Annotated in this window: 14 protein-coding genes and 2 pseudogenes; 11 read left to right on the forward strand and 5 right to left on the reverse strand. The window is 69.8% G+C overall.

The features are described 5' to 3' along the window. Nucleotide 1: 1 nt before the first annotated feature. The 5 genes from ABTV91_RS11490 (at nt 2) to ABTV91_RS11510 (ending at nt 3,745) form a co-directional block, all read left to right on the forward strand. The gene (locus ABTV91_RS11490; RefSeq protein ID WP_433851568.1) at nt 2-463 is read left to right on the forward strand and encodes an NUDIX hydrolase; all 462 of its coding nucleotides are present in this window, start codon (nt 2-4) and stop codon (nt 461-463) included. After that, on the forward strand, nt 460-1,593 hold the full coding sequence (mnmA, locus tag ABTV91_RS11495) for a tRNA 2-thiouridine(34) synthase MnmA (protein WP_433851569.1): 1,134 nt from the start codon (nt 460-462) through the stop codon (nt 1,591-1,593). Before ABTV91_RS11490 ends, mnmA begins: the two co-directional genes overlap by 4 nt. After that, the gene (gene hflD, locus ABTV91_RS11500; protein WP_433851570.1) at nt 1,590-2,213 is read left to right on the forward strand and encodes a high frequency lysogenization protein HflD; all 624 of its coding nucleotides are present in this window, start codon (nt 1,590-1,592) and stop codon (nt 2,211-2,213) included. Before mnmA ends, hflD begins: the two co-directional genes overlap by 4 nt. Nucleotides 2,214-2,265: 52 nt before the next feature. Next, nucleotides 2,266-3,456 (forward strand): methyl-accepting chemotaxis protein, encoded by a 1,191-nt coding sequence (locus tag ABTV91_RS11505; protein ID WP_433851571.1) that lies wholly within the window; start codon nt 2,266-2,268, stop codon nt 3,454-3,456. A 124-nt stretch (nt 3,457-3,580) separates the two neighbouring features. Continuing rightward, nucleotides 3,581-3,745 carry a hypothetical protein gene (locus ABTV91_RS11510; protein WP_433851572.1) on the forward strand — a complete coding sequence of 55 codons (165 nt, stop codon included), beginning with the start codon at nt 3,581-3,583 and terminating at the stop codon, nt 3,743-3,745. Nucleotides 3,746-4,522: 777 nt separating this feature from the next. On the opposite strand, the pseudogene ABTV91_RS11515 reads toward ABTV91_RS11510, so the two are convergent. Further along, nucleotides 4,523-7,305: pseudogene (locus ABTV91_RS11515) on the reverse strand (bifunctional diguanylate cyclase/phosphodiesterase). Between the two features lie 391 nt (nt 7,306-7,696). Between ABTV91_RS11515 and ABTV91_RS11520 the strand changes: the two are divergent. Both ABTV91_RS11520 and ABTV91_RS11525 read left to right on the forward strand, forming a co-directional pair. Beyond that, a pseudogene (locus ABTV91_RS11520) lies at nt 7,697-8,428 on the forward strand (sensor histidine kinase); the annotation flags it as partial. Nucleotides 8,429-8,430: 2 nt separating this feature from the next. Next, nucleotides 8,431-10,158 carry an EAL domain-containing protein gene (locus tag ABTV91_RS11525; protein WP_433851573.1) on the forward strand — a complete coding sequence of 576 codons (1,728 nt, stop codon included), beginning with the start codon at nt 8,431-8,433 and terminating at the stop codon, nt 10,156-10,158. A gap of 85 nt (nt 10,159-10,243) precedes the next feature. Here the strand turns inward: ABTV91_RS11525 and ABTV91_RS11530 are convergent, their stop codons facing one another. From ABTV91_RS11530 to flgA, 4 genes are all read right to left on the reverse strand, one after another. Next, a complete protein-coding gene (locus ABTV91_RS11530) occupies nt 10,244-11,419 on the reverse strand; it encodes an ATP-binding protein (protein WP_433851574.1) in 1,176 nt (391 codons plus the stop codon). A gap of 131 nt (nt 11,420-11,550) precedes the next feature. After that, nucleotides 11,551-11,883, reverse strand: coding sequence for a flagellar protein FlgN (locus ABTV91_RS11535; RefSeq protein ID WP_433854173.1), 333 nt, complete (start codon nt 11,881-11,883; stop codon nt 11,551-11,553). A gap of 2 nt (nt 11,884-11,885) precedes the next feature. Next, the gene (gene flgM, locus ABTV91_RS11540; protein ID WP_433851575.1) at nt 11,886-12,188 is read right to left on the reverse strand and encodes a flagellar biosynthesis anti-sigma factor FlgM; all 303 of its coding nucleotides are present in this window, start codon (nt 12,186-12,188) and stop codon (nt 11,886-11,888) included. Between the two features lie 65 nt (nt 12,189-12,253). Continuing rightward, nucleotides 12,254-12,898: a flagellar basal body P-ring formation chaperone FlgA gene (gene flgA / locus ABTV91_RS11545; protein WP_433851576.1), complete on the reverse strand. Its 645-nt coding sequence runs from the start codon at nt 12,896-12,898 to the stop codon at nt 12,254-12,256. 281 nt (nt 12,899-13,179) lie between these two features. Between flgA and ABTV91_RS11550 the strand changes: the two genes are divergently transcribed. From ABTV91_RS11550 to ABTV91_RS11565, 4 genes are all read left to right on the forward strand, one after another. After that, nucleotides 13,180-14,124 (forward strand): chemotaxis protein, encoded by a 945-nt coding sequence (locus ABTV91_RS11550; protein WP_433851577.1) that lies wholly within the window; start codon nt 13,180-13,182, stop codon nt 14,122-14,124. A gap of 231 nt (nt 14,125-14,355) precedes the next feature. After that, the gene (gene flgB, locus ABTV91_RS11555; RefSeq protein ID WP_433851578.1) at nt 14,356-14,754 is read left to right on the forward strand and encodes a flagellar basal body rod protein FlgB; all 399 of its coding nucleotides are present in this window, start codon (nt 14,356-14,358) and stop codon (nt 14,752-14,754) included. A gap of 22 nt (nt 14,755-14,776) precedes the next feature. Next, complete coding sequence (flgC, locus tag ABTV91_RS11560; RefSeq protein WP_433851579.1) at nt 14,777-15,184, forward strand: flagellar basal body rod protein FlgC; 408 nt, start codon at nt 14,777-14,779, stop codon at nt 15,182-15,184. A gap of 26 nt (nt 15,185-15,210) precedes the next feature. Further along, entirely contained in the window at nt 15,211-15,885 is a 675-nt protein-coding gene (locus tag ABTV91_RS11565; RefSeq protein ID WP_433851580.1) for a flagellar hook capping FlgD N-terminal domain-containing protein, read from the forward strand. Nucleotides 15,886-15,922: the final 37 nt, after the last annotated feature.

Raw genomic sequence — 15,922 nt, forward strand, 5'->3', positions numbered from 1 at the left:
GGTGAACGCGTTGCACTCCCAGCGCTGGGCGCCACGCGTCACCGTGGCCACCGTGGTGTCCCGCGCCGGGCAGCTGCTGCTCGTGGAGGAAGAAAAACACGGCCGCCGGGTGCTGAACCAGCCGGCCGGCCACCTGGAAGCGGGCGAAAGCCTGGTCGAGGCCGCGGTGCGCGAGACGCGCGAGGAAACCGGCTGGGAGGTGCGGCCGACCGCCTTCATCGGCGCCTACCAATGGGGCGCACCGGACGGCAAGTCGTTCCTGCGCTTCGCCTTCGCCGCCGAGCCGGTACGGCATTACCCGGATCAACCGCTGGATACCGGCATCGTGCAGGCGCTGTGGCTGACCCCGGCCGCGCTGCAGGCCGACATGGCGCGGCTGCGCAGCCCACTGGTCTGGCAGGCCGTGTCGGACTGGCTGGCCGGGCAGCGTTTCCCGCTGTCGGTGCTGAGGCAGGTGCCGTGAGCCGCCCCGGCGTGGTCGTCGGCGTGTCCGGCGGCGTGGACTCCTCCGTCGCCGCCCTCGTCTTGGTCCAGCAGGGGCTGGATGTCGCCGGCCTGTTCATGCAGAACTGGGCGGACGACGGCTCCGGTGAATGCAGGGCGGAAGACGACCGCCGCGACGCGGTGGCGGTCTGCGGCCGGCTGGGCATTCCCTTCCATTTCCGCGATTTCTCCGCCGAGTACTGGCAGGGCGTGTTCGAACACTTCCTGGCCGAGTACGCGGCCGGGCGCACGCCGAACCCGGACGTGCTGTGCAACCGCGAGGTCAAGTTCAAGCACTTCCTGGACGCCGCCCGCGAGCTGGGCGCCGGGCGCATCGCCACCGGGCATTACGCCCAGGTGGAGCAGTCCGGCGGCCGCTGGCGCCTGCTGCGCGGGGCCGACCGCGGCAAGGACCAGAGCTATTTCCTGCACCAGCTGGGGCAGGAACAGCTGGCCGCCACGCTGTTCCCGATCGGCCACCTGGAAAAGAGCCAGCTGCGCCGCATCGCCCAGGAGGCCGGGCTGCCGACCCACGCCAAGAAGGACTCGACCGGCATCTGCTTCATCGGTGAGCGCGATTTCCGCCAGTTCCTCGGCCAGTACCTTCCCGCCCGCGAAGGCGAGATCCGCGATCCGCACGGGCAGCCCATCGGCCGCCATCCAGGCGTGTTCTATTTCACCCTGGGCCAGCGCGAAGGCCTGAACATCGGCGGCGTGCGCGGCCGGCCGGCCGCCCCCTGGTACGTGGTCGGCAAGGACGTGGCGGCCAACATCCTGTACGTGGACCAGGGCCACGACAGCCCCTGGCTGCAGTCCAACCGCCTGCAGACCGAATCCATGCACTGGATCGCCGGGGGCGCGCCCGCCGCCGGCTTCCGCTGCACCGCGCAGACCCGTTACCGGCAGCCGGACGAGCCCTGCGCCGTGACCGTGCGCGACGACGGCACCCTGCAGGTCGATTTCGACCGGCCGCAGCGGGCGGTCACGCCCGGCCAGTCGCTGGTGCTGTATGACGGTGCCCAATGCCTGGGCGGCGCGGTGATCGCCGCCACCGACGCGCCGCTGGAACAGCGAGCGTCCAGGCCCGTTCCCCCCGAGAGGCAAGCATGAGTTTTTCCTTCGACGACCGCGTACTGGCACTGGCCGGCATCGCCCAGGCCCTGCAGCAGGTGCGGCGCATCGCCGAGACCGGCCATTCCGACGCCGCCGTGGTGCGCACCGCCATGGACAGCGTGATCCGCATCGACGCCCCCTCGCCCGCCGCCGTCTATGGCGACGGGCGCCAGGTGGAGGCCGGGCTGCGGCTGCTGCGCGACTATTTCGGCAACCAGGGCAAGGACGACCTGCTGCCGCGCCTGGCGCTGTCGGTGATGCAGCTGGAACGCCGCTTCGTGCGCGACGGCGCGACGGTGGCCAAGGTCCAGGCCGGCATCGCAGCCGCCGCGGCGCGGGCCGGCGAGCTCGGCGACCCGGCCCATCCCGACGTGCTGGCGGCGATGGGCGGCCTGTACGCGGAGACCATCAGCCAGCTCAAGCCGCGCATCATGGTGCAGGGCAATCCGCATTACCTCGGGCAGGCCGGGGTGGTCGCCGAGATCCGCGCCCTGCTGCTGGCCGCGGTGCGTTCGGCGGTGCTGTGGCGCCAGCTCGGCGGCAGCTACTGGGACTTCCTGTTCTCGCGCAAGGCCATGCTCGAAGCGATCGGACGGCGACTGCGCGGCGGCGGCTAAAGACCGGACCCACCCGGCCGATACTGCAATCGTGACTCTCCCGAGAACGTCCATGTATTCACGCATTGCTATCCGCCTGGCCGCCCCGCTGGCCCTCACTCTCCTGCTGCCGCTGGCCGCGGCGTTCGCATGGCCCTCCGCCGTGGTCTGGGCGATCATGACCACCATGGTCCTGAGCTGGCTGGTGTTCGCCTACTGGAGCGTCCACAGCCAGTCGCAGCGCTCCCCCGAGCATGCCCGCGTGCTCAAGGAGCAGGACCAGCTGCTCAACGAACTGCGCAGCTTCGTCAGCAACGAAATCGACGGTTCGCGCGGCGAGATCGAGCGCGCCCGCGAGCTGATCCGCCAGGCCGTGTCCGGGCTGGGCAGCAGCTTCGATGCGATGAACCGCAAGTCGCGCCAGCAGAGCCAGGCGCTGGCCCGCATCGTCGACCGCGCCGGCGAGGAAGGCGGCGGTGGCGTGGACGTGGCCCGTTTCGCCCAGCACGCCAGCCACCAGATGGAACAGCTGGTCGAGGCGCTGGAGCAGGTCAGCGGCCAGAGCAGCAACACCGTGCAGCACATCGACCAGATGGCGCAGCACCTGGACGGCATCTTCGCCCTGCTGGAGGACGTGAAGTCCATCGCCGACCAGACCAACCTGCTGGCGCTCAACGCCGCCATCGAGGCCGCGCGCGCCGGCGAGGCCGGACGTGGATTCGCCGTGGTCGCCGACGAGGTGCGCAACCTGTCCGAGCGTTCGACCACCTTCAACGAGCAGATCCGCAAGCTGGCGCACAGCTCCAAGGACGCCATCGCCAAGGTCCGCGAGACGGTTTCGCACATGGCCTCGCGCGACATGGACCGCTCCCGCGAGGCGCGCCATGAGGCGGCGGCCATGCTGGACAACGTGGCGGCGATCAACAGCTCGCTGGGCGACGGCATGCGCGAGATCTCCGAATGCGGCCGCGCCATCGACAGCAGCGTCGCCGAAGCGGTGCGCGCCCTGCAGTTCGAGGACATCGCCACCCAGGCGCTGGGCGGCGTGCACACCCACCTGGACCGCCTGACCGCGATCAACCGCGAGGCCGTGGCGCTGCAGGAACTGCTGCATCGCAGTGGCGGCGTGCTGGACAGCGAGCTGGTGGCCGCGCTGCAGCGTACCGGCAGCCGCCTGCGCGAGATGCGCAGCGAGTGGGAGCGTCCGCCGCACAAGCCGGTGGCGCAGCAGAGCATGGGTGCGGGAACGGTTGAACTGTTCTGATTCCCCACGCGGCGATGCACCGACCCCGGCTCCGGCCGGGGTTTCGTCGTTGCAGGCCGCCTCTTCCGCGCAGGCCGCCGCCATGGCGGACGACGCGCCTGCGGCCGCCGTCCCGCCGGGACTGATGGGCGCTGGCGCTCCGCGCCCCACCCCGGCGCTGGAGCGGCTGGCGGCGCTGGAGATGCTGGCGCAGCAGGAACTGGCCGACGCCGCGCGGCTGCAGGAAGCCGCTGCACCCGGGCAGGACGACCTGGTGTCGATCCTGGTCGCCTGGGATCTCGCGCTCTGACGCCGCGACCGGCGCGCACGCGCCTGCCGTCCCTGTCGCGATGACGTGGCATCCGGTGTGCGCTGCGGGAAACCTGCCTCGAATCCACATCCGCCATGGAAATGGGCTCCGCCGGGGCTGCGATCCGTCGGATCGGCGTGCCCGTACATGGAGCGTCGGCAGCGGTCCGATCGGGAACCACGCGCAGCGCATCCGTGGCCATCCGCCCCCTGCCGTGCCGGCCACGTAATCCCCGTTTCCCGCAATGGCGGCCCCTGTCGGTCGACCCGATGGCGAAGCACGGCTTCAAGCCGCGCACGGTGCGGCAGGCCCCGCCGGTAACTCCTATCCGCCGCATAGGCCTCGCACGGGAAGCCAGGCATCAGGTGCAGGAAAGAGGGATTGCCGATCCCGAGAGCATTCCGGCGTTTCAGACATCGCCGACAGCAATGCCCGCATCATCCGGATACAGGCATGCATGAAAAAGAAGAGAGCCGCTACGGGGAGGCGGCAGCCTTTTGACCTCGTAGTCCACGGTGCGTCGGGTCAGTCGGCAACTCCCATCCGCGGCATGGGCCTCTACCTTCCCGGGCGCACGGGGAAGCCAGGCATCAGGTGCAGGAAAGAGGGATGGCCGATCCGAGAGCGTCCGGCGCTTCAGACATCGCCGACAGCAATGTCCGCATCACCCGGATACAGGCATGCATGAAGAAAGAAGAGAGCCGCTACAGGAGACGGCAAGCTTGAACCGGTAGTGCAAGGCGCGGGCCGGCGTGGACCGGCCCCGCATGGGCTCGATCAGAGCGCCGCAACCGGCCTGTCCGCCGGCAGCGGCAGTGGCGGGTTCTGGCTGTCGTCGCTGGCGCACTGGCGCAGCCACTGCGCCATGTCCCGCGACGGCAGCGGACGCGAGTACAGGTAGCCCTGGATCTCGTCGCAGCCCTGGCGCAGCAGCAGCGCTTCCTCCTGGCGCGTCTCCACGCCTTCGGCCACCACCAGCATGCCCAGCGCGTGGCCCAGGTGGACGATGGCCTGGGTCACCTCGGCGGTGCCGGCGTCGTGCAGCATGCGCTGGACGAAGCTGCGGTCGATCTTCAGGCGCTGCACCGGGAACCGGTTCAGGTAATGCAGGTTGGAGAAACCGGTGCCGAAGTCGTCCACGGCCAGCAGCACGCCGTTGCTTTCAAAGGTGTCGAAGCACTGGCGCAGCGCGTCGCTGTCGCGGATCAGCGCCGATTCGGTCAGCTCCAGTTCCAGCCGTTGCGGTGGCCAGCGGTGGCGCTCGCAGATGGCGATCACCTGCTCGGCGAAGCCGCGCTCGCGCAGCTGCATGGCCGAGACGTTGACGGCGATGCGCTCGAACGCCAGCCCCGCCGCCTGCCAGACCGCGGCCTGGCGGCAGGCCTCGTCCAGCACCCACTCGCCGATGCGGGCGATCTCCCCGCATTTCTCGGCCACCGGGATGAACTCGGCCGGGCTGCACGGCCCCAGCTCCGGGCAGACCCAGCGCAGCAGCGCCTCGATGGCCGGCGGCCGCGACGGGTCGACGTTGACCAGCGGCTGGTAGACCAGCTGGAACTCCTCGCGCTCGAGCGCGCCATGCAGCGCGTGCTCGATCTGCAGGCGCCGCTGGATGCCGGCCAGCGCGTCCTGGCTGTAGTACTGGTAGGTGTTGCGCCCGGCTTCCTTGGCCGCGTGCATGGCCGCATCGGCCGCGCGCAGCAGCGTGTCGAAGTCGTGGTGGGCGTCGTCGGCCAGCGCGATGCCGACGCTGGCGCCGACCTTCAGCGTGGTGTCGCCGCGATGCAGCGGCGAGGCCAGCGAGGCGATCAGCTTGCGCGCGACGTGGCCGGCGTCGGCCGGGTCGGCCAGGTCGCGCAGCACGACGACGAACTCGTCGCCGTTGAAGCGCGCGAACAGGTCGGCGTTGCGCAGGCTCTGGTGCAGCCGCGCGGCGGCGGCCTTGAGCAGCATGTCGCCGGTGGCGTGGCCGAAGGTGTCGTTGATCGACTTGAAGCCGTCCAGGTCGACGAACAGCATCGCCAGCACCCGGCCGTTGCGGCGCGATTCGGCGATGGCCTCCTCGGCCTGCTCGCGCAGCAGGATGCGGTTGGGCAGCCCGGTCAGCAGGTCGTAGTGGGCCAGCAGTTCGATGCGTTCGTTGGCCTCGCGCTCGCGGGTGATGTCGCGGAACAGCACCACGAACCGCTCCGGCAGGCCCTCGCGGCGGTCCAGCTCGACCTGCACCTGCACCCACACGCGCTGCCCGGAATGCCGGTAGAAGCACAGGTCCAGCTGCTCGGGCAGGCCACCGCCGGCGATGCGGGTCAGCGCGGCCTCGAAACTGTCGCGCGAATCCTGCGTGTAGAGCGCCAGCGCCTGTTCCAGCGTGACCGGCTCCTTGCGCAGGCCATGGATGCGGTAGCACTCGTCGGTCCAGAGCATGCCGCGGGTGGCGACCTCGATCTCGCAGCCGCCGATGCGGCCGAGCGCGGACACGCGGTTGAGCAGCTCGGTGCGCCAGCGGATCAGCGCGTCGGTCTGGCGCTGTTCGGTGACGTTCTGCAGCTGCCCGACCACCCGCCGCACGCGCCCGGCGGCATCGTGCTCGGGGTGCATCCAGACCCGCAGGTGCAGGCTGCCCGATTCCATCGGGCCGGGCGCCAGCACCAGGTCGAAACCGTGCGGCTGGCCTTCGCGGTGCACCGCCGCCAGGCCGCCAGCACCTGCGCGCGGGCGCCGTCGAGCAGGCCCAGCCAGCGGCGGTCGCCGGGCAGGCTGCCGGGCGCGCGGCCGACCGCGGCGTGCAGTTCTTCGGACCAGCGGAAACGGGCACCTTCCCGCTCCCAGGACCAGGTGCCGAGGCCGGCGATGCGCTGCAGGTGGCGCAGTTGCGCCTGCTGTTCGTGCGCGCCGGCGTCGTGGGTGTCCTGCGGGCCGATCTCGATGCGGATGCCGCCGATGCGCAGCGGCTGGCCGTCGGCCGTGCGCGCCACCACCTGGCCGTGATCCTGCACCACGTGCCAGTTGCCGTCGCCGCGGCGGACGCGCAGGCGGCAGGCGTAGGGCATGGACGCATCGTGCAGGTGCGCCTGCAGCGCCGCCCGCTGCGCGGGACGGTCGGCGGGATGGACCTGGTCCAGCCATTCCTGCACCGTGCCGGGCGCGATGCCCTGCCCCGCCTGGTCCTCCAGGTGGGCCAGCAGGTTGGCCGGCACGTCCCATTCCCACACGCCATGCCCGGCTTCATGCAGCAGCCGGGCCCAGCGCCCGTCGGCCAGCGGAGCGGCCGGCGCGGCGGTATAGACATAGGCGCAGACCGCGCCGCCCGGCGACCGCGCAGCGCTCAGGAAACCATCCAGGCGCTGCCCGCCGGCCGGAACCGAACAGGGCAACAGCCCCTGCGCGGCGACGCGCTCGCGCAGTCCGAGCAGGGCGTGGCGATGGGCCTGCAGCCCGTGCGGCAGGTCCAGCGTGCGGGCCGCGGCGTTGGCCGCCAATGGATGGCCCTCCGGATCGAGCAGCACGATCGCCCCCTCCATCGGGTGGCCCATCATGCTCGCAATCACGCCCTGATCCACGCGCTACCGCTCCAGTCATCCACCCGAGGTCCGGGAACCCTATCGATAACGGCAGCCCCGGATGGAAATTGAGTACTGCGTCATCGCTCCCGGGCACGGCCCGCTAAGATGTCCGGGGATAGATCACGGCGTACCGCCACGGAACATGCACAACGGCTCCTCCCACCCGCGGCACCCCGCATCAACGGACCTGGCGATGGCATGCCTGCAGCGCACCACCTACGGCGTGGTGGCCGGCGGCGGCGCGCTGATCCTGCTGTGCGGGCTGCTGCCCTGGGCCTGGGCGGCGATTCCGGCCCATCCGCTGGCCTGGACTGTGACCTCCGTCGTGCTGGTGGCTCTGTACATGGCGCTGGCCCTGCTCCTGCTCCTTCCCCGCCTGGGCCAGGTGCGGCTGCTGGCGGCACGCGACCTGGCCGAGCTCGAAACCAGCCGCAAGGCGCTGGAAACGGGAAACCGGGAGCTGCAGGCCATGGCCGGGCGCCTGTTCTCGGTGCAGGAGGACGAGCGCCGGGCCATTTCCCGCGACCTGCACGACGACATCGGCCAGGCCGTCACCGCGATCAAGCTGGCCGCGCACGCGGCGATGGACGAGGACGATGCGCAGCGGCGCCGGGAGGACCTGGGCCAGATCGTGGAGCTGGTCGACAGTACCGTGGTGCGCCTGCGCAACCTGTCGATGCTGCTGCGCCCGCCGCAGCTGGACGCGCTCGGGCTGGAAGCGGCGCTGCGCTGGCAGGCGGGGCAGCTGTTCCGCTCCTCGCCGGTGGAACTGCGGATGGAGGTGGAGGACCTGCCGCAGCGCCCGGACAACGAGGTCGAGCAGGCCTGTTTCCGCATCGCCCAGGAAAGCCTGACCAACGCCCTGCGCCATGCGCTGGCCAGCCAGGTGCAGCTGTGCCTTGAGGACGACGGCGGCGGCCGCCTGCGGCTGCGCGTGGTCGATGACGGCGAAGGCTTCGACCCCGATGGTCCGCGCGGGCTGGGGCTGGTGGTGATGCGCGAGCGCGCGCAGAGCGTCGGCGGCTGGCTGCGCATCCATACCGCGCCGGGCGAAGGCACCCGGGTCGAACTGCACCTGCCCTACCGCATGCCGCAGGCCGCCGCCTGCCAGGGAGCCTGAGGATGTGGAACCCCGCCCCGCAGCCGGTCACCGAAGCATCCGCCCCGCCCCGGCTGGGCGCCGGCAATCCGGAACTGGCCGCGATGGTCGCCGACGCCGCCGGCGGCGGCACGCCGCTGATGCTGCTGCACCTGGACATCGACCACTTCGCCTCGGTCAACGAGAACATGAGCGCGGAGGTCGGCGACCAGGCGCTGGTGCTGATCGCGCAGCGCCTGGGCGACCACCTGCGTGGCCGCGGCCGGCTGTGGCGGCATGGCAGCGACGAATTCGTGCTGGCCATCCCGCGCACCGGCGGCGTGCCCCTGCCCGAGGAAATGGCCGAGCAGCTGCGCCAGCAGATGGAGCTGCCGCTGTCGGTGCTGCCCTACACCCTGTTCCTGACCGCGAAGATCGGCGTATCGCTGTGCCCGGAACACGCCACCGACCCGAGCCGCCTGCTCGACCTGGCCGAGGACGCCCTACACCAGGCCGGCCGCGAAGGCGGCAACGTGGTGCAGGTGCACATGCTGCACAAGCCGCTCAGCGCGCACAGCGAGAGCATCATTTCGCGGCAGCTGGTGGACGCCATCGAGAACGGCGAGCTGCGCCTGCGCTACCAGCCGCTGGTCAGCGCCCGCGACGGCCACGTCGTGGGCATGGAGGCGCTGCTGCGCTGGCAGTCGCCGACGCTGGGCATGCTGGTGCCGGAGCGCTTCATGCGCACCGCCGAACGGCTGGGGATCATCGTGCAGATCGGCGCCTGGGTGCTGGAGATGACCCTGCGCCAGGCGCGCGTCTGGCGCGACCAGGGGTTCGACGACTTCAACATCGCGGTGAACGTCTCCACGCTGCAACTGCTGCGGCCCAGCTTCTTCGCCGAGGTCATGGCGCTGCTGCAGTCCACCGGCGTGCCGGCGCGAATGCTGACCCTGGAGATCAACGAAAGCGCGCTGACCAACAACGTCAACTTCGTCTACGAGACCCTGGCCAACCTGCGCAACGAAGGCATCAGCCTGAGCCTGGACAATTTCGGCACCGGCGATTCCAGCCTCAGCGCGCTGGTGCGCTATCCGGTGGACAAGCTCAAGATCGACCGCAGCTTCATCAAGAGCGCGCCGGCGGCCAACCGCGAGGCCGCGATCTCCCGCGCGATCATCGCCATGGGCCACCAGCTGGGCATGACCGTGATCGCCAACGGCGTGGAGTCGCAGGCGCAGCTGGGCTTCCTGCGCCGCAACGACTGCGACGTATTCCAAGGCTATCTGTTCGGCGAACCGATGTCGGCCGAAGCGGCCGGCATGACCCTGCGCCGCCGCTACCTGCGTCCGGAAGCCTTCGCCGAGACCCGGCCGGACCGCACCCTGCTGCTGCTGGACGACGAGGAGAACGTGCTGCGCTCGCTGGTGCGCCTGTTCCGCCGCGACGGTTACCGCATCCTGGCCGCCGGCAACGTGCGCGACGCCTTCGACCTGCTGGCGATCAACGACGTGCAGGTGATCCTGTCCGACCAGCGCATGAGCGACATGAGCGGCACCGAGTTCCTGGGCCGGGTGAAGATGCTCTACCCGGACACGATCCGCCTGGTGCTGTCCGGCTACACCGACCTCAATACCGTCACCGACGCGATCAACCGCGGCGCGATCTACCGTTTCCTGACCAAGCCCTGGAACGACGACGAACTGCGCGAGCACATCCGCCAGGCGTTCCGCACCCACGATGAGAAGCGCAAGCCAGGAACGAGTGAATAGGAACGAGGAACCAGAGAAAGCAAAAAGCGGGTACCTCAAAGCCGGCCTTTGCCTTCTCTGGTTCCTCGTTCCTCTCCACTAGTTCCTAGCTTTTGGGCTGCCGGACAGGCAGCACGATGCGGAAGCGCGAGCCTTCGCCCAGCGTGCTGTCCAGGTCGATGCGGCCGTGGTGCTTGTTGACGATGCCGTAGGAGATCGACAGGCCCAGTCCGGTGCCGCTGCCCACCGGCTTGGTGGTGAAGAACGGATCGAAGATGCGCTGGCGCAGTTCCGGCGAGATGCCCGAACCGTTGTCCTGGAACTCGATCCACACCTCCTCGCCCTGCACGCCAGTGCTGACCACGATGTGGCCGCGTTCGGCGACGGCGTGGCCGGCGTTGAGCAGCATGTTCATGTACACCTGGTTCAGTTCCGACGGCAGGCACTCGACCATCGGCAGTTCGCCATAGCGGCGCTCCAGGGTGACCTTGTACTTGAGCTCGTTCCAGATGATGTTGATGGTCGATTCCAGGCCCGCGTGCAGGTCGGCCAGCTTCCATGACTCGTCGCGCCCGGAATAGGAGAAATCCTTCAGGTCGCGCACGATGCGCGTCACCCGCTCGATGCCCTCGCGCGACTCGGCCATCAACTGCGGCAGGTCGCGGCTGATGAAGTCGATGTCCAGACGGTCGCGGATGTCGTCGATCTCCGGGACCAGCGCCTTCGGATCGGGCGCGCGCAGTGCACGTTCGTAGGCCTCGATCACGGTGAACAGGCTGCGCAGGTACTCCTGCAGGCTGCCCAGGTTGGAATGCACGTAGCCGATCGGGTTGTTGATCTCGTGGGCCACGCCCGCGGCAAGCTGGCCGATGGACGCCATCTTCTCCGACTGCAGCAGCTTCTCCTGCGCGCCGTTGAGGCGCAGGTAGGCCTGGCGTAGTTCGGCATGGCGGCGCTGCAGTTCGTTCTCGTAGTCTTCCTGCCCGTCGATGTGGCGAAACAGGGCCAGGCAGGCGCGCTCGCCGGCCGCGTCGTGGTGGTAGAGGTGCACGATCACCGCACGGTCGCCCAGCGGCAGGCTGCCGCTCCAGCTGCCCGATTCCCTGGCCTGCGCCAGCGCCACCGGCGGCAGCAGGTCGACCAGGCGACGGCCCAGTCCGGCCGCGTCCCCGCCCTGCGCGCCGAACAGCTCGCGCACGGCGCTGTTGGCCAGGGCTACTTCGCCGGTGTCGTTGAACAGGAGCATGCCGTCGCGCATGCGGTCGCTCAATGCATGCAGCATGGCGGGCGACGGAAGGGGCGCGAGCGGAGCGGAAGCGGTGTCGGCCACGGGGGCGGTGGATCAGTGGAACGGGCGTCCACTATAACCGCGGATGCATCGGCGCACCGGCGCCGGAACGCGGCGGTGCGCCCTCAGGCGACGGCCAGCGGCTTGCGGGTGTGCAGCAGGTGGGCCTGGCCCTTGGCGTCGTAGGCCGAAGAGGCTTCGCTGCGGCCGAGCTGGCGCAGCGCCCAGCTGACCTCGCGCCGGCGGCGGGCCAGCAGCGCGCCATTGGCGCGGTTGCGTTCGGCCAGTTCGCGCAGCCGTTCGGCGTGTTCCAGCGGCGGCCGCGCCTCGAGGATGCGCAGCGCCTCCAGTTTCAGGCTCGTAGCCGCCACCAGCGCCTGCACGTCGTGCTCGACCAGCGCCTGGCGCTCTCCGTCGAGCGCGTCGCTCAGCTGCTGCAAGGGGTCGGCCACGGCCAGCTTCATGCGTGCAGCTGCTCGTCCAGGTCCAGCATGCGCCTGGCGATGGCGTCCGGGTCGATCCGGTAGCTGCCGTTCTCCAGCGCTTCGCGCACGGCCTGCACGCGGGCCGTGTCGATCGCCGGGGCGGTGGACAGTTCGCGCTGCAGGGCCTGCAGGGTGGTGGCTTCTCCGGTCAGGCGCACGCTGTCGGCGGCCTCGACCGGACGGGCCTCGGGTCCGCCGGCTGGGGCGGCCTTGGTGGGCGTGGCGACCGGGCGCACCTGGGCGCCTGCCGTGATCCCGCCGTCGATTTTCTGGCTCATGTGATGGAAGTCCTGATTCGGTACACAGGGGTTAACGGCAACCCGGAAGCGATCTTTAGCGGAATCTATCGGGAAACCAGTACGTCGCCGGTGGAGGTCGCGATGCCCTGCACCACCCGCCGCGAGGAGAGGTTCTCCACCGGCACCCGCTCGGCCTCGCCGGCATCGGCCAGCGCCTTGCCGGCTACCCGGACCTCGACGCCGCCGCGCCGGGACACCAGCGCGACGCTGTCTCCGCGACGGATGATACGCGGCGCGACCAGGTCGGTGGCCGACAACAGCGTACCGGCACCCATCGCACGCCGCGCCACCCGGCCGATGGCCGATTTCGGGTCGGACAATACCGCACCGGCGATGCGCGCGGTGTCGCGACGCACGCTTCCCATATCGGCCGCGGCCAGCACTTCTCCAGCGGCGACGCCGCGGGCCAGCACCAGCACGTCCTGCTCGCGGCGCACCGTCACCGGCACGAACAGCTTCCAGCCGCCGGCCTGCGGGCACCCCACCTCCACCGTGCGGTTGCCGGTGGCCCGGGCCTGCAGCGCGACCGGGCACGCCGGCAGGCGCAGACCGGCGTCGACGCTGGCCTCACCGTCGGTGGCCGGGTCCAGCGTGGACAGCGCGGCCGCGCGGATCGAGGCCAGGGACTGGAAATCGCCGGCCCCGGCAGGAACCGCCAGCAACAGACACAACAGGGCCAACAGGCGCATGGGCGACTCCGCCATGGATGAGGTCACCCCTTTCCTGCAAGCGGCGTGCCAGCGGGGCAGGAACGCGTGAACAGGAACGAGAAACGAGAGAAGGCGGAGCGTGGTCCGTTTCATTCTGCGGGCGCCGGGCCGTGGGGCGGGCCTTTTCCCCGGGCGGAAACCCGGCCGACGGTCCGCATCCTTGTCCATGACTCTTCTTTAATCTCCCGTTCTTCATTCGCGTCCAACGGTTCGTCGTCCCGGGCCTCAAGTCCTGGCCCCGGCCTGCCGATACCGGCTGCATGTCACATGACCTGCTCAACCGCATCGACCAGCGCACCCGGCTGGCCGGCCACAACCGACTGGCCCTGCTGCTGTTCCGCCTTGGCGGCCGTCAGCTTTTTGGCGTCAACGTGTTCAAGGTCCAGGAAGTGCTGCGGCGCCCGCCGCTGTTCCTGGTCCCCGGCCTGCCGGTGCAGTTCTCCGGCGTGGCCGACGTGCGCGGCCGTTCGGTGCCGGTGCTGGACCTGGGCCTGGCCATCGGCCACCCCGAGCGCGAGCCGGAGGCCGACACCTCGCCCGGCTATCTGGTGGTCACCGAGTTCAACCGTTCGGTGCAGGGCTTTCTGGTCAGCGGTGTGGAACGCATCGTCAACATCGCGGTGGAGGACATCCAGCCGCCGCCGGAACTGGGCGCCGAGTCCAGCTACCTCACCGCGGTCACCCGTTTCCAGGGCGAGCTGATCCAGGTCATCGACGTGGAAAGCGTGCTGGCCGATATCGCCCAGGTGAGCAAGGAGGCGGTGCTGGACCCGTCGATGGCGCTGCCTTCCGACGCGCCGCCGATGCAGGTGCTGGTGGTGGACGATTCGCGCGTGGCCCGTCAGCAGATCCGCAGCGTGCTGGACCAGCTGGGCGTGACCGCGACCCTGCTGTCGGACGGCAAGCAGGCGCTGGACCACCTGCTGCAGATCCACGCCGCCGGCGAGAATCCGGCCGAACGCTACGCCATGGTCATCTCCGACATCGAGATGCCGGCCATGGACGGTTACACCCTGACGACGGAAATCCGCCGGCACCCCGGGCTGGCCGGGCTGTACGTGCTGCTGCACACCTCCCTGTCCGGCGTCTTCAACAACGCCATGGTCGAACGCGTCGGCGCCAACGCCTTCGTGGCCAAGTACAGCCCGCACGAACTGGCCGACTTCGTGCTGCACCGCCTGCGCCAGGTGGCCGAGGTGGCTTGAAACAAGGAACGAGAGGAGAGGAACGAGGAACGAGATAAAGCGGGGCGGCCGTCATCTGACGGGGGCAGCCTGCACTGGTAGAACCCGCCTCTCTCCGAGTTTCGCCGCGTATCTCAATCCAACAAGAGATTGCTTCTGCCGTCTCTCGTTCCTCGTTCCTCCCCCCTCGTTCCTGCCCTTCTGGCACACCGCTTGCAGCTTCCCGGGCATCGTTCCCCCGGGAGGCGCGCCATGCCCAACCTCATCTCCAACTATCTGGGCGTCCATGCCCAGGCCATGCCGTTGCGCGAGCAGCGCATGAAGCTGATCGCCGGCAACCTGGCCAACGCCGACACGCCCGGCTACAAGGCGCGCGACCTGGACTTCGACGCCGCCCTGCGCAATGCCCAGGGGCTGGACGGCAACGGCCTGCTGGCGACCACCGCCGAGCAGCACTACCGGATCGGCGGCGACGGCCTCAATCCGTTCCAGGTGCTGCGCCCCGGCGTGCAGCCCAGCCTCGACGGCAACACCGTCGACCCGGACGCCGAACGCGCCGCCTACGGCCGCGCCGCGCTGGAGTACCGCGCCTCGCTGAGTTTCGTCGAGTCGAAGGTGCGCAGCCTGCTGACCGCGATCACCGGCCAGTAAGCCGGCCGCCACGGAGACACCCATGAGCAACCTGCCTATTTTCGATATCGCCGGCTCGGCGCTGCAGGCGCAGTCGGTGCGCATGAGCACCATCGCCTCCAACCTGTCCAACGCCGACACGGTGGCCGGCTCGGCCGAGGCGGCCTACAAGCCGCTGGAGCCGATCTTCCAGGCGGTCACCAGCCGCGAGGACCCGCGCCTGACCCGCGTGGAGGTCAAGGAGGTTTCGCAGAGCGATGCGCCGCCGCTCAAGCGCTACGAGCCCAACCATCCGCTGGCCGACGGCGATGGCTACATCTACTCGCCGGACATCGATCCCGTCGCGCAGATGGTCAATCTCATTTCCACCTCGCGCAATTACCAGGCCGGCGTGGAAATGCTCAACACCGCCAAGGAACTGACCCTGGCCACCCTGACCATGGGCCGCTGAGCCGGCCGCCACGGGACCGCACTGTCATGAGCAGCATCAACACCAATAACGACCTGTTCGGCGCGCTCGGGCTCAATGCCCCGGCCACGCAGAACACCAAGAAGAAGGACGCGCTGGACCAGGCCGATTTCCTGCGCCTGATGACCACCCAGCTGCAGCACCAGGATCCGCTCAAGCCGATGGACAACAGCCAGATGGTCGCGCAGATGGCGCAGCTGTCCACGGTCCAGGGCATCACCGATCTGAACAAGACCGTCAGCGGCTTCCAGGAGTCGATGGCCGGCGACCAGATCCTGCGCGGCGCGGCCATGATCGGCCACGACGTCCTGGTGCCGTCGACCAAGTTCCTGCTCGGCGAGGAGGGCGAAACCGGCGGCACGCTGGCCGCGCCGGGCGCCGGCACCATCACCGTGGACGTCACCGACGCCAACGGCAACAAGGTCACCCAGCTGAGCGTCCCGGCCGAGGCCGCCGGCGAAGTGCCGTTCCAGTGGGACGGCACCGACGCCAACGGCAAGCGCATGCCGGCCGGCGCCTACACCCTGGCGGCCACCTACACCGACGACAGCGGCAAGCAGACCAAGCTCAGCACCTACGTGCAGGCCGAAGTGGAGAGCGTGACCGTCGGTTCGGACGGGCTCTATCTGAACCTCAAGGGGCTGGGCGCGGCCCCGCTCGACTACGTGCTCCGCGTCAGCTGAGCCCCACACCTTCCACGGATTCCCCAAGGAGTTTCGC

It is taken from the genome of Stenotrophomonas nitritireducens, assembly GCF_050984405.1.
Taxonomy (GTDB): Bacteria; Pseudomonadota; Gammaproteobacteria; order Xanthomonadales; family Xanthomonadaceae; genus Stenotrophomonas; species Stenotrophomonas nitritireducens_B.